The sequence below is a fragment of the Labilibacter marinus genome, assembly GCF_001659685.2.
GTDB lineage: Bacteria > Bacteroidota > Bacteroidia > Bacteroidales > Marinilabiliaceae > Saccharicrinis > Saccharicrinis marinus.
In genome coordinates, this window is sequence record NZ_LXYE02000001.1 from 308,237 (window position 1) to 321,271 (window position 13,035).

The window sequence follows — 13,035 nt, forward strand, 5'->3', positions numbered from 1 at the left end:
AATTTGAATTAGCTTTCATGATAATGAGATATCTAATATTTTTATTAATTTTTAGCATAAGCTTTCCTTCAATTTCGTTCGGAGCGGTTATATTAAAATCAAAATCAATTGCCGTACCTGACTCAATAATTCCTTCATTTTTAGAGTTTCACAAATCTCATGAAATTAGAGCCTTTTTTTATAAAGAAATAAGCAATGTAGGATTTGAATGGACTAAAAAAGCAATGGAAGAAATCTCTTTTTATAGAGTAATCACACTTAAATCAGATTCTTCACAACATGTAAATAAATTTCTAGACTACCACCCCAATGGCAACTTTATCAGATTAGGTGAGGTTCTTAAATGTAGTGTTACAAATGATGGAAGTACAGTGGGCTACGATTTGCAAATCCAGGAGTATTACCCAACAGTAAAAGATGGTTCTCCTGTATTAAGATGTAGTTACCCTACATATTTGGAATCTATTTATTATGAATTTTCAGGTAAAAATGAATTAATCCTACCTCATATTATAACTGCGCAGCTTAAATTTAAAGAGTGGTACAAAGAAGGAGGTTACCTATCTGATACACTATCAGCGGGGAATTATGAGTACTATCATCCTAATGGAAAAGCATCATTGACTTTCTGGATTAAAGAAGGATTCCCGAATGATACTGTGAAGCGTTATAGTTCAAATGGAGAGCTGATTGATTATGCTGTTTACAAAAATGGAAAACAAACTGTAGGCTTTAAACCTTCTATGCCAATAGTTTCTGGCAATAAGAAAGCTTTAATTATTGCTATAGGCGACTATTCAGAAGAAAGCAGGTGGCCTAAAATTGAAGTAAATAATGATGTGGATTTAATACAAAAGTCATTAAGATATAATGGTTTTGGTGAAATTTCCTTAATTAAAGACTCGTTTTGTACGAAAAAAGATATTGTACTGGCTTTAAAAAAACTTGCTAGTGAAACAAAGAAAGGAGATGTCGTTTTTATTCATTATTCAGGTCATGGACAGCAAATACTAGACGACAATAATGATGAACTAGATGGTTATGATGAAGCAATTGTACCATATGATGCACATCGCATTTTTAAAGCAGGTGTATATGAAGGCCAAAATCATATACGAGATGATGAGTTGATTTTATTATTAAACCAAATAAGAGAAAAGGCGGGACGTTCAGGGCAAGTTGTGTTTAGTCTTGATGCCAATAATTTTGGCCCTGAGCAAGACGAAGTAAATTCAAATAAAACAAGGTCCATTTTAACTAGAGGTGGGTTCTTCGAAATAGATAGTCAAATTAATAACTTAAAGTTTGCACCATTTATAATGTTAACAGCATGCCAAGCTAAGGAGATTAACACTGCTTACCTTGATGGAAATGGAAATGATTATGGTTCATTTTCATACGCTTTAGGAAATATACTTCAATTAATAAATAGTGATGTTTTATTCCACGAACTTTTCGACTTACTAAAACATCATATGGATTTGATTGCTCCATATCAAACACCGGGTATCGCAGGATCTATAGAAGAACATGTATTAATGCCGAAAGAAATAGAAAAACAACTTTTTATTGAAAAAGGTGATTTATATGTTTTGTCGATTGGCATAGATAACTATTATGATATCGATAATAGTGTATTTGATAATTGCGATACGGATGCGCAGCTTTTTTCTTCGTTTATGAAGGAACAATTTAAAGATGCTGCCGGTTCCGATTCAAAAGTATTCTCTTTTACCCTATTAAATGAACAAGCTCGTAAAGATTCTATTACCCATTACCTCAATTATATAATAGATAATTCAAAACCAGAAGATTATTTTGTGTTTAATTTTGCAGGTTACTCAGATAGAGATTCAAATTTTACAACAGGTGTTAATGTAACCAATTTCTATACATATCGCGACAGCTTACTGTCGAAGGATTTGAATGATTCAGAAAAAATATCACTACATCAGCTGAGAGATTTATTAGAATTTATTCCAGCAAACAATCAACTGTTTCTTACGGAATCAGGAAATACAAAAGATTTTCAAAAAAACTTTATCAAAGCTCTAATTGAAAATAATCCAGATATTTCAAAACTCAGAAAAAGAAATAGGGTAATTATTTGTCCAAAAGAAGTAGGGTTTGATAATGTCAGTTGCGATGGGAATATAATACCTCATGGTCCACTCATTTATTTCTTAAGTTCTATTCCATCTTATCTAAATGTTTTTTACTTTTTTGATAAAGAAGAAAATGCAGAATTAGTTATTCATCAGGTACTCAAAAAACAGATTCAGTGCAAGGTGTTAGATAGGAGCTACTCAGATTTCTTTTTTGAGAAAAAATATTTCGAGGAGATGGAACATCTATTCCCATCAGGTTCATTAAAATCAAGGGGAGCAGGAGTATTATCGCCTGTTAAAGACGAAACGATAAAAGGAATGGGTAAAAAGCATGCCTTAGTAATTGGTATTAATAATTATTCCAATGGAAATCCAATGTGGTCAAACCTAAATAATCCCACATACGATGCTGAGAAAATTGGACATGAATTAGAAACAGGCTATGGTTTTAAGGTAGATTTATTGTTGGATGCCAATAACAAAGATATTTTCTCAAGCCTGAAAACTTATTCTGAAACCTTGGATGAAAATGACCAGTTATTTATTTTTATTGCAGGACATGGCGATTTTGATAATGAATTTTTCCATGATGGTTTTATCGTAACCTCAAGTTCCAGACCTACAAATGACGACCAATATAGAAATACCTATATTTCATTCTCTGAGATAGAAACCATAATTAATAATCTTCCTCCCAAACAAATTTTACTTTGTCTCGATGTATGTTTTGGCGGAGGTTTCGATGTAAAAGTGAAACAAAATAGAAATAAACAAGATATTTATGAGGAACAAGAACTGGACGATTTTGTGTCTGATAAAATAGATTTAAAAACAAGGTTGTATATAACCTCTGGTAGTTTAAATGAAGTGCCTGATGGTTACGCGGGTAGGCATTCTCCTTTCGCTTATAAAATACTCGAAGCTTTACGCACCTCAGGAGGATCCAGAGGTTATCTTACTTCGAATCAGGTATTCAATTTTGTTGAAAGGTTGCCTTCAAAACCAATGTTTGGAAGTTTTGGAAGTAACGAACCTGGTAGTGCATTTCTGTTTATTTCAGAAGATGAGAATAAAGATTAATCGATTAATTTTGAATTGACATTAGGATATTTATTATTTTGAAATGGTATTTTAATGTTAATACTCCATTTTATAGTTTATTCTTGTAGATCATTAAGTAATGCATCTCTAGAATCGACGTTAACCCATTCATTTTGTACTTCGGTTTTTAGATATTTTATACAATTCTTTTGATCTCCTTTACCGAGATAACTCAGTGCTATTAACCAACTCACAGAGCCGTTATTATTTAAATAGTGTTTTTCTAGTGGTTTTAACATATCTAGTGCCTTGTCGTAAAGTTTTAACTCCATTAAACAAGTTCCTTCCATTAGTTTTGCTTTAGGGAAATTGTTTGGGTAAGCTTTATTAAAAGTAGTAAAGCTTTCTAAGGCTAATGAAAAATCTTTTCGTTCGTATAGTACAACTGCTCTTTTAATCAATTCGAAATCTTTCTGGTTCAGATCGAAATAGTGCTCGTCGAGATTACCACCGCGGGCATTGATGGGGATTATAGATGGGTTATGCGAATAATATTTATGATATAGCTCTTTCGAATTATCTTTATTGGTAAGGAAAAATAAAGTGCCAACAAGAATAACTATACTTGCGGCATACTTCATCCATGGTTGAATGAGTTTAACTTTTTGTATTCTAGGTGGATGATTAGCGTCAATTTCTTTAAGATTATCAATAAACTCTTCTTTATAGATGTTTAGTAATCCTGAATGTAAATCTTTATGAATCTGAAATTTTTTGTTTAAAACTTCATCTTGGCTGATGTTTTTCTCAAAATCCTGCTTTTCATTAGTATCCATCTTATTTCTAAGATAATTATCAAACTCCTCTTCAAAAAAATGTTCATTTATGTCCATGCCATTGTTTTCCATAATTAGTTATATTTAATTGTACAAGTCATTTTTATCAACATCAGATAGTACACGTTTTTTTAACTGATTAAAACATTTGTATTTCTGTGTTTTAACAGAATTTACAGTTGCGTAATTTAACTTGTCTTTTATTAACTCATTAGGCATGTTATCAAAGTAGAATAGTTTAAGCAGAGCCCTGCATTTATTTCCTAGTTCAAGTAGAGCTTTTCTAAGTACTTCTATCTTTTCACTATTAGAATCATCTATATGATCATATGTTTCACTTTTCTCAGACTTAAAGCTTATTTCATCAGTTCTTTTTGATCTATTTAATTCATTTAGAAACAGATTTCTACCTATTTGGAATAGGTAAGTCTTTAATGAAGAAGTTAATTCCTGAAGTTTCCCTGTAATAATATTAAGATGAAATGCATAAAATGCTTCGTGATAAACTTCTATCGCAATATCATTATTCACAGAATATTTTCTTTTAAGAAAAAATAGGAACTCATCTCGATATTTAAGATATACTGATGCAATGACTTCCTTATTTCCAGTTTTTAATTCGTTTAAAACTTCTTTATTCGTCATGATTAATGCGCGTAAGATTTCCTTTAAAGCTTCTTGTTTACTTATGAATAGTTTAATGAGAGCAAGATAATTTAATAATTTGAAAAAATAATTCTCGTTTGGAGGTTACTTTTTAGGTTTTGAAATATAAACTCATAAACAATAAAACTAAAAGGTATGAAAACAGACAAGATTAACGGAAATAAAAGAATTAAGGTAGTGCTAATATTTGCAGTAATGATATTTGGAGTAAACACCTATGCTCAACGTGGGTGGAGTAGCGGTAATTTTTATAGCGAACGTGGTAATGTATGGAAGGAGTATAGTTGTGATAGAATGGCATACCGCACTGTTGTTTGGCATCAAGAGTATCATGAAGGGTATGTTCGTACTTGGCGATATAACCCTTATAACGGAAGATATTATTGGGCAAGCGAATGGCGTTCTGGTTATTTCTGGAACTATTCTTGGAGTCGTTGGTATCCTGTTCGCAGATGCAGATGGTAAGGAAAGATTATTTTGAATTTTAAAAGTTAAATAATAATGAGAAAACAGAATATTATGAAAACAGTATTTAAATTTTTAGTGGTAATAATGATTGGACTTATGAGTGTTTCATGTGACGAAGAACCAATTGAACCCGATAATAAACACGAGGAATGTATAGAAGGGAAGTATGATTTTTATAGAGTTTTGGCACAAACAAGTATTAATTGCTTCGACAACCAGTTTGGTTCTCTGTATCAAAATAGGGTTTTTACTGTGTTAAATATCGTTCAAAACCAGTATAAAACTTGCCGTGATGGTAGAGAGCAAATAGTTACGGAAGATATTATAAAGTTCAGAAATGTAACTGCACATAATGTGACTTTTGATTTTAGTATCTCACAAAATGTGAATGGAAATTTCAAACAATACCAAGGACATGTATCTGGCTTGAAAGGTGGAGAGGTGTACGAAATAAATACAGGGGAAAATACATTTTATAATGTAAGTATGGGGCCGATAATGATACAAGGCAATAGTATTATATATAATTAATCTTCGTCTAAAAATATTAACTGTTGTGTTATACGTATCAATAAATCGGTACTTTACGAAAGCAAACTCCTTGAACTTATTGACTCGCAAGCCTTGTATTTAAACTTTATAGTTCAACCACCTGACTTTACAGACAGACTCTAATTAGTTTAGGAATCTATTTAAATAATAGAGACCATCTCATCTTAGTAAAAAAAACAATTCATTATTTTAATTTATTCCATTATGAAAAATGTAAAATTCATTTATATAGTACTTATCGCATTTTGTTTATTCAGTTATACCAACCTAAAAGCCTCAGATGGCATCAAGTTTATAAAAAACGATTGGGAGAAAGCAAAGGCTCTGGCAAAAAAGGAAAATAAACCCATTTTTGTAGATGTGTATGCTACCTGGTGTGGTCCATGTAAAAAGTTATCAAACGAAACGTTCACAGATGAAGAAGTTGGTGAATTCTTCAATAGTGATTTTATCAACCTTAAAATTGATGGTGATGCAGATGAATCTCAAGCATTTTTGCAAAAATACCCAATAGATGCATATCCAACGCTCTTCTTTATTTCGCCTCAAGGAGAAGTCATCAAGAATAAAACAGGTTTTATAGAAGCTGCAGATTTATTGGTTATTGCAGATATTGTCCTTCACCCAGAAAATGACCCTATATTTAAGTTACAAAAGACAATTAGTACAGGAGTATTCAGTAAAAAGGAATTGTTTGAGTATATCATATTAGGAGCAAAAGATGATGAGTTAGATTGTAGTGCTGAAGCAGAAACGTATTTAGCTTACTATACACCCGAGGATTTAATAAAAAATGATTCTGTTTTTGTAGCTTTTTACATTTACGATGATGATTATATGTCGGGTTATAATCAGTACCTAGCCAAAGAACATGATCAACTGCTTTATATATGGGAAGATTATGTAAGTAAAAAAGTGTATAAAGTACTTGAGCGTAATATTGAAAGAATAGCTATGAAGCAAGATAAAAAGGAGTTAAAGAAACTAAAGTCTTACGTAAGTCTTTGGGTTCCTAAAGAAGATAAGAAAGAGGTTTTTGGATTGCTGGATTCTTGTTTTGAAGAGTACTCAAATTGAATATTAACTTTAAATGAATAAAACTAAACTCCTTGTATTGATCACAGCATACTTATTAGTTTCATTTGTCAGTATGCAAGCTCAGCATATAAAAGCCAATCCACATACTATTGGAACTTTAATTTACAATACTCATGTTGATGTTGATTCAGCTCGATTTCCTTTTTTCTCCAATGGGAAGAATTATCAGTTAGAATTTGAAGTGAAGGATATAAATGTAAATGAAAACGGCTTTAAGCAAGAGATAAATAGCGGAAGTGTTTGTGTACGCGTATTAGATAAGCAAAAAGTAATATGTGATACCTTAATTAATGGCGATTACCATATCGTTAGAGTAATTCGTATGACACCTCAAAAAAGGTATTCTGATTTATTGGTTTTAGCTGATTGGTCTGGAGGTGCTAGTTCGCCTCCAACATATGAGTTTTACATCTTCAATAATCACCGATTTATTCGTTTAAAAATGCCATTACTGGTGTACATCGACGGTTATCAATTAGCAGATATTAATGTGGATGGGATTATAGATGTAACAGGACTCGATTTTATGGATAAGTTAAATGATTTACTTCATACCGATAGGTTTACTAGAATTAGTCGTCCCAGATTTTACAACTTTAATGAACAGGAAGGTAAAATGATAAATGTAGATTATCTTTTTATAGATGATCATGAAGTATTGGCGTATAAGAATGAGCTTTTAATGATTAAAGCTACGACTAATGATGAACGAATAAAAATGGAAGTGCTTCAATTGTTAGAATATGAGAATGAGCAAAGGAGATTATATTTTAAAGTTAAAGCAAAATAGTGAAAACGAGCATGTGTGTGTTTGAGAGTTACATGCAATAAATGAAAATAATATACGCATGAAAATAAGAGTATTAATATCTCTAGCAGCAATCATGTTACTGTATGTTCAACTTGCTGCTCAATCAAAAAAAAGATATACAAAAACAGAGTATATTCAACAATATAAAGATTTAGCAATAAAAGAAATGAAAAGGACTGGAGTGCCTGCGAGCATTACTATGGCACAAGCAGTGTTAGAGTCAAGATATGGCAATTCAATTTTGGCGCAAAGGTCAAATAATCACTTTGGAATAAAATGCCATAGCGATTGGAAGGGAAAAACAATTACCTATTCGGATGATAATCCTGATGACTGTTTTAGGGTATACAAAAAGGTTTACAATTCCTATATAGATCATTCCAATTTTTTATTAAAGAATGCTAGATACGCAAGTTTGTTTGAGCTTAAAGTTACTGATTATAAAAATTGGGCTTTGGGTTTAAAAGAAGCAAATTACGCAACTGATCCGGCATACCCTTATAAACTGATTCGAATAATTGAGGAAGAAAGGCTCTTTTTATTAGATAAAAAAAGATGGAATAAAGTAACTGCACCAGAAAGTGCTATTGACGATTTTGAAATTATATTATTTAAAACACACGAAATAAAGTATAACAATGGTGTAAAATATATAAAAGTAGAAGATGGCGATTCATTTGGATCTATATCAGAGGAGTTTGGTTTGCGTGCGTGGGAGTTATATACATATAATGATTTAAAGGAAGATGCAAATATAAAAAGGTATCGTTATATATATATTCAATCAAAAAGGAGTAAGGCACACCGTAAACATGTATATCATGTTGTAAAAGAAGGAGAGTCATTACATTATATTTCGCAAAAGTATGGTATAAAAGAAAAGAATTTGCTAAAATATAATCATCTTAAAAAAGGTGAGCCCTTGCAAAAAGGAATTAAACTAAATTTACGCAGGAAGAAAAAGTAACACATGAATAAAACATATAACAAAAAAGCTACTATTGGTGCAGTATTATTTCATGCCATTTTATTCATTCTTCTTCTTATTGGAGGTTTTAAAATTATTCCTCAAGAAGAAGGAATCATTGTTAGTCTGGGAGCCGAAGAAAAAGGAACTGGTTTAAAACAAAAAGCTTACGCAGCTCAAGAGCCTGATATTCCTATACCTACTAAGGTTTCTGTAACTGTGCGCTCAAAACCTGCACCTGCAGTACAAGTAAAAGAAACACCCAAAGCTCAGGATTTTGAAGATGCACCTGAAATTAAAAGCGCAAAGCCTGAAGTAAAAAAGGTTAATGATGAGGAGGCAAAGAAGAATAAAGAAAAGATAAAGCAAAAAGAATTAAGTAAGAAAGTAGATCATCAGGTTTCCAATGCTTTTAACAAAACGGTGAAAACCAGTACTACTTCCACTAATGTTAGTATAAATGGTAATGATACGGGCAGTGGAGTTAGTTTAAATGGTAGGTCTCTTCAGGGATCATTGCCTCCACCCGAATATGTAGTTCAGGAAGAAGGTATTGTTGTGGTTCAGATTACTGTAAATAAAAAAGGCGATGTAACTAGCGCTGAATACCAAATGAAAGGTTCTACAACTCAGCATTCTGAACTTATAAAGGCGGCAATTACTGCAGCTAAAAAAGCTAAGTTTAATGTGGATAGTGATGCTCCTCGGGTTCAAAAAGGTACGATTACTTATCTGTTTGAGTTGAATTAATATTAATAAGGCTATCGATAATACTATTAACCTTAAGGGAAAATGCTTAATGAGAGTATTTTTAATTCTATTGTGTAGTTTACTGTTTCATATCTCGGTATTTACTCAGACAATAAATGTGGAAAAATCCTTTGTAGAATTTAAGGTGAAAAGCATGAAAGTTCATACTATAAATGGTTCTTTTAAAGTGGTATCAGGTATTATACAATTGGATACTGTGAATCATTTTAATGAGATGTTAGTGTTACATATAAGTGCAAGTTCAATTAATACGGGAATTGAAAAAAGGGATAGGGTATTAAAGGGTGAGTTTTATTTCAATACTGCGATGTACCCAACGGTTAGTTTTCTTTCTGAAAAAGTATTAAAAATTTCACAGAATAAGTGGGAGGCAAAAGGTATGTTAAATATTAAAGGGGTTGCTCATGTGGTTACTATTCCCTTTAGTATACAAAAGAATATTGCTAAAGGAAATATTTGCATCAATAGATTAGATTATGGAGTCGGTGGAACTGGAACATTTTTCGTTGATAAAGATGTTCAAATAAACTTCAAATGTGTAATAAACTAGGTCAGTTTTATTAATGTAAAATTGAATGAGTAATACATATTATTAAGAAGGTACTGTAAAATTTAAATAGAATGTTGTATGATTCAAATCTGTATCGTATTAAAACCTAGGTTGTGTTTGCTATTATTGCTACTAAGTACTTTAACTCATGCTCAAACGTTAAAGATAGATAGCTATCCTAACGGTCAGAAGAAGGCTGTTGGCGATATAAAAGATGGTAAAAGGGATGGAGATTGGACTTGGTATTATTCCAATGGTAAGATTGCCAAAACACAGACTTATTATAAAGGTCAATTGCATGCAGAAGAAAGAGAATATAATGAACAGGGACAATTACTTAGTATTAGAAATTATTATAGAGGTACTAAAGCAGGTTATTGGGAGCAAAGAGATTCCTTAGGTAGGTTAGAATGGTATAGGGAATACGATTCCAATGGAAAGCAGAAAGGTGTTAGTAAATCTTTTTATAGTAATGGGAAGGTGAGGTGTGTCACATACGAAGCGAATAAAGATGGTTATAGTAGAGTACAGCATTTTTATAAAAATGGAGTGCTTGAATCAGAAGGTGAATATTACGATACGTATGCCAAAACCGGCGTTTGGATCTACTATTATAGCAATGGGAACATAAAAGAGAAGGGTTACTGTTATACAGGTCGTTGTTACGGTATTTATAAAAGTTATCGTTGGGAGCATTATTATGAGTGCGGAAAACTTGAGAGCACCGGGTCATATTGTGATGATTATAGGGAAGGACAATGGTTGTTCTATTACAAGAATGGGAAGTTACGAGCAAAAGGTAGTTATATGACGATTAGAGATGAGGAGTATGGAGAATGTACACAAAGTTATAAAGATGGCCATTGGGAGGAGTTTTTTGAGAGTGGGGCGTTAAAATCCTCAGGCAATTATTCCGAGGGGGAGAAAATTGGAGAATGGTTTTATTATAAAGATAGTAGGGATGAGTAAGTTTTATAATTATCGGTTGTTTTATGTTTTTTTCCTGGTTACCGCATTAGGTATCGTTAATGCAACTGCACAGAATAAGAGTTTCTTTTCTGAAGAAAAGTTTATAGAACTGCTTGAAGAAGAAATAGGTCATCAAATAAATATTGCCAGAAGTAATCCTGGTGCTTACATAAAATATATGGAAGAATTAGGAAGGCTTGATTCTTCAAGATAGGAAACATGAGGACACCGAAAAGCAATATTTGAACCTGATTCAAAATGCTTTGGAGTTGGGTGGGTAGTTAAATCGTCATTTAAGCTTACGATTGCTGTAGAGTTTGGAGATAGACCTTTGAATTAATGAGAAAGTTAAAACTTGGTATGATAAAGTTTAAAATAGTTGTTGCCTTATGGCTTATAGGTTGTGTATATGTAATGAGTCAGAAAACAGCTAACAAGTTATTAAAAGAAGAATTGCTTAAAGAGGCAACAAATCTTGATAGTATTAAAAAATATCTAGAAAATGGAGCTGATGTAAATGAAAGTATTAATGCATGGGAAGATCGTCCTCTTCATATGGCAACGACTAAGGGCAATGCAGATCTTGTTAAACTGTTATTAAATAATGGAGCAAATATTGATTGTAAGAATGAAGGAGGAGAAACACCCTTATTAAAAGCCATCCATGAAGAGAATTATAAATTAGTGGCTCTATTGATAAATAATGGAGCTAATGTAAATAAACACGATAGACATGCCAGTCCTTTACACTACGCTGTCTTACGAAATGATTACGCAATAGCCAAACTACTTGTTGATTCAGGTACAGAGATTAATTGTCAAACGGCGTCTTTATATACTCCATTATACTTTGCTGTTGAAAAAGGACATAGTAATTTGGTTGAGCTACTAATTCAAAGTGGTGCGGATGTAAATATGTCTGATTTCAAACAGATATCTCCGATATATCTTGCCGTACAAAATAGAGATGTTAATATGGTTAAAAAGTTACTCAACGCTGGAGAAAATACTAATACGCTAAACGTTATGGGGGAGAGTCCGGTATCTATAGCCAAAAATAATGGCTATGATGAAATTTTAAAATTATTAAATATAAATAATTAGAATATGTATTTTATTGGTTTACTACTTTTAGTTATACATATTTTAGGTTTGTTTCTTTATAAAAAGAAATGGCAAAAATGGCTGTTTTTACCTGGTGCTGGGTGGTTGTTGTATGCCTGGCACGTCTCAGATGTTCAGGTGGGTGCAATAAGAGCAGATGTAATTCTATTTGGCGGTCCTTTGTTTTTATTGTCGTTGTATCAGTTTGTATTTTTTATTATTAGATTGATATATGAAGATAAAAATAGTGCTATAGGTGATAAAATTGCAAAAAGTGGCCCATGGTCTATTGTAATATTTGTAGCTTTTATTGTGTTAGATTTTATGTTGTCGGCATATGGATTTACCATTTATTCCAAGGTGATTGTATTTGTTATGCTGTTAATTTCAGGTATAATTAAAATGAATTATCGTAAATATCGAATAATTGGATTGATAGAATTTGTTTTGGCTATTATTGTTGTCATTGCAAGATAGGAGGTTAATAACACATGACCAATTTTAAAACAGCAGCTAAAAAAATAGTAATTTTGGTAAGCCAATGAAGATGCTATCCAATTATATCAAAAGTAGCAAAGAGCGTTACTATACAAAGAGCAGAAAACAAGCTTTTGATACTGCTATAGGTTGCGTAGTCTCTATTGTTTATCCATTTGTAGCTGTGCCTCTTGAGGAAAGTGTTTTAGGAGGCATATTGGGGTTTCTTACATTACTTGCTGTACTTATATACTTTTAAAGAATATATATATAATGGGGAGTTATTCTGGTTGTAATAATTGGTTTTGGTGTTTCTTTAATAACAGCAGCAATTCTATTGGCTGCAATGTTGAGTGGATTTAAAGGTTAATAATTATTGGTGGGCTTAAGTTTTTATGTGAGTACAGCAATAATTAGAATGTGTATTCCTTCAGTTTTCTACTTTTATATATTGGTTTGTTTCTTTATGAAACGAAATGGCAAAAATGGGTTTCCCAGCAAGGAGTAGCTTGGATTTTATTTAGTTGCCTTTGTTTAAAAGGTTTTTATAATATTGTATAAGAGGATGTAAACCTTGTTTTTTTAGATAATATTTCCGTTATATCAGGTGGTGTTTT

Annotated in this window: 14 protein-coding genes; 12 read left to right on the plus strand and 2 right to left on the minus strand. The window is 31.9% G+C overall.

What is annotated here, in order from left to right:
- Nucleotides 1-23 precede the first annotated feature (23 nt).
- A complete protein-coding gene (locus A8L32_RS01205; RefSeq protein WP_075589869.1) occupies nucleotides 24-3,188 on the plus strand; it encodes a caspase family protein in 3,165 nt (1,054 codons plus the stop codon).
- A gap of 77 nt (nucleotides 3,189-3,265) precedes the next feature.
- On the opposite strand, the gene A8L32_RS01210 is transcribed toward A8L32_RS01205, so the two are convergent.
- Both A8L32_RS01210 and A8L32_RS01215 read right to left on the minus strand, forming a co-directional pair.
- Complete coding sequence (locus A8L32_RS01210; RefSeq protein ID WP_075589870.1) at nucleotides 3,266-4,057, minus strand: tetratricopeptide repeat protein; 792 nt, start codon at nucleotides 4,055-4,057, stop codon at nucleotides 3,266-3,268.
- Nucleotides 4,058-4,069: 12 nt separating this feature from the next.
- Nucleotides 4,070-4,630, minus strand: coding sequence for an RNA polymerase sigma factor (locus A8L32_RS01215; RefSeq protein ID WP_075589871.1), 561 nt, complete (start codon nucleotides 4,628-4,630; stop codon nucleotides 4,070-4,072).
- 156 nt (nucleotides 4,631-4,786) lie between these two features.
- Between A8L32_RS01215 and A8L32_RS01220 the strand changes: the two genes are divergently transcribed.
- The 11 genes from A8L32_RS01220 to A8L32_RS01270 all read left to right on the plus strand — a co-directional run bounded on the left by A8L32_RS01220 (nucleotide 4,787) and on the right by A8L32_RS01270 (nucleotide 12,418).
- On the plus strand, nucleotides 4,787-5,116 hold the full coding sequence (locus A8L32_RS01220; RefSeq protein WP_143524978.1) for a hypothetical protein: 330 nt from the start codon (nucleotides 4,787-4,789) through the stop codon (nucleotides 5,114-5,116).
- 54 nt (nucleotides 5,117-5,170) lie between these two features.
- The gene (locus tag A8L32_RS01225) at nucleotides 5,171-5,650 is read left to right on the plus strand and encodes a hypothetical protein (RefSeq protein WP_143524979.1); all 480 of its coding nucleotides are present in this window, start codon (nucleotides 5,171-5,173) and stop codon (nucleotides 5,648-5,650) included.
- 225 nt (nucleotides 5,651-5,875) lie between these two features.
- A complete protein-coding gene (locus A8L32_RS01230; protein ID WP_075589874.1) occupies nucleotides 5,876-6,748 on the plus strand; it encodes a thioredoxin family protein in 873 nt (290 codons plus the stop codon).
- Nucleotides 6,749-6,761: 13 nt separating this feature from the next.
- The gene (locus A8L32_RS01235) at nucleotides 6,762-7,559 is read left to right on the plus strand and encodes a hypothetical protein (protein ID WP_075589875.1); all 798 of its coding nucleotides are present in this window, start codon (nucleotides 6,762-6,764) and stop codon (nucleotides 7,557-7,559) included.
- Nucleotides 7,560-7,617: 58 nt separating this feature from the next.
- Nucleotides 7,618-8,547, plus strand: a complete 930-nt coding sequence (locus A8L32_RS01240) for a glucosaminidase domain-containing protein (protein ID WP_075589876.1) — start codon at nucleotides 7,618-7,620, stop codon at nucleotides 8,545-8,547.
- A 3-nt stretch (nucleotides 8,548-8,550) separates the two neighbouring features.
- Nucleotides 8,551-9,297, plus strand: coding sequence for a TonB family protein (locus A8L32_RS01245; RefSeq protein ID WP_075589877.1), 747 nt, complete (start codon nucleotides 8,551-8,553; stop codon nucleotides 9,295-9,297).
- A 49-nt stretch (nucleotides 9,298-9,346) separates the two neighbouring features.
- Nucleotides 9,347-9,868, plus strand: coding sequence for a YceI family protein (locus A8L32_RS01250; protein ID WP_075589878.1), 522 nt, complete (start codon nucleotides 9,347-9,349; stop codon nucleotides 9,866-9,868).
- Nucleotides 9,869-9,946: 78 nt separating this feature from the next.
- Nucleotides 9,947-10,837, plus strand: a complete 891-nt coding sequence (locus tag A8L32_RS01255; protein WP_075589879.1) for a toxin-antitoxin system YwqK family antitoxin — start codon at nucleotides 9,947-9,949, stop codon at nucleotides 10,835-10,837.
- Entirely contained in the window at nucleotides 10,830-11,051 is a 222-nt protein-coding gene (locus tag A8L32_RS01260) for a hypothetical protein (protein WP_075589880.1), read from the plus strand. The genes A8L32_RS01255 and A8L32_RS01260 overlap by 8 nt, the downstream gene beginning before the upstream one ends.
- Nucleotides 11,052-11,176: 125 nt before the next feature.
- Nucleotides 11,177-11,941 carry an ankyrin repeat domain-containing protein gene (locus A8L32_RS01265; protein ID WP_083631127.1) on the plus strand — a complete coding sequence of 255 codons (765 nt, stop codon included), beginning with the start codon at nucleotides 11,177-11,179 and terminating at the stop codon, nucleotides 11,939-11,941.
- A 3-nt stretch (nucleotides 11,942-11,944) separates the two neighbouring features.
- Complete coding sequence (locus A8L32_RS01270; RefSeq protein WP_075589882.1) at nucleotides 11,945-12,418, plus strand: hypothetical protein; 474 nt, start codon at nucleotides 11,945-11,947, stop codon at nucleotides 12,416-12,418.
- Nucleotides 12,419-13,035: the final 617 nt, after the last annotated feature.

What these genes read in the sequence shown, in the direction of transcription:
- A8L32_RS01215 (WP_075589871.1), bottom strand. Translation starts at nt 4,630, where the DNA reads ATGACGAATAAAGAAGTTTTAAACGAATTAAAAACTGGAAATAAGGAA.
- A8L32_RS01205 (WP_075589869.1), top strand. Translation starts at nt 24, where the DNA reads ATGAGATATCTAATATTTTTATTAATTTTTAGCATAAGCTTTCCTTCA.
- A8L32_RS01260 (WP_075589880.1), top strand. Translation starts at nt 10,830, where the DNA reads ATGAGTAAGTTTTATAATTATCGGTTGTTTTATGTTTTTTTCCTGGTT.
- A8L32_RS01225 (WP_143524979.1), top strand. Translation starts at nt 5,171, where the DNA reads ATGAAAACAGTATTTAAATTTTTAGTGGTAATAATGATTGGACTTATG.
- A8L32_RS01230 (WP_075589874.1), top strand. Translation starts at nt 5,876, where the DNA reads ATGAAAAATGTAAAATTCATTTATATAGTACTTATCGCATTTTGTTTA.
- A8L32_RS01240 (WP_075589876.1), top strand. Translation starts at nt 7,618, where the DNA reads ATGAAAATAAGAGTATTAATATCTCTAGCAGCAATCATGTTACTGTAT.
- A8L32_RS01255 (WP_075589879.1), top strand. Translation starts at nt 9,947, where the DNA reads ATGATTCAAATCTGTATCGTATTAAAACCTAGGTTGTGTTTGCTATTA.
- A8L32_RS01250 (WP_075589878.1), top strand. Translation starts at nt 9,347, where the DNA reads ATGAGAGTATTTTTAATTCTATTGTGTAGTTTACTGTTTCATATCTCG.
- A8L32_RS01245 (WP_075589877.1), top strand. Translation starts at nt 8,551, where the DNA reads ATGAATAAAACATATAACAAAAAAGCTACTATTGGTGCAGTATTATTT.
- A8L32_RS01265 (WP_083631127.1), top strand. Translation starts at nt 11,177, where the DNA reads ATGAGAAAGTTAAAACTTGGTATGATAAAGTTTAAAATAGTTGTTGCC.
- A8L32_RS01235 (WP_075589875.1), top strand. Translation starts at nt 6,762, where the DNA reads ATGAATAAAACTAAACTCCTTGTATTGATCACAGCATACTTATTAGTT.
- A8L32_RS01270 (WP_075589882.1), top strand. Translation starts at nt 11,945, where the DNA reads ATGTATTTTATTGGTTTACTACTTTTAGTTATACATATTTTAGGTTTG.
- A8L32_RS01220 (WP_143524978.1), top strand. Translation starts at nt 4,787, where the DNA reads ATGAAAACAGACAAGATTAACGGAAATAAAAGAATTAAGGTAGTGCTA.
- A8L32_RS01210 (WP_075589870.1), bottom strand. Translation starts at nt 4,057, where the DNA reads ATGGAAAACAATGGCATGGACATAAATGAACATTTTTTTGAAGAGGAG.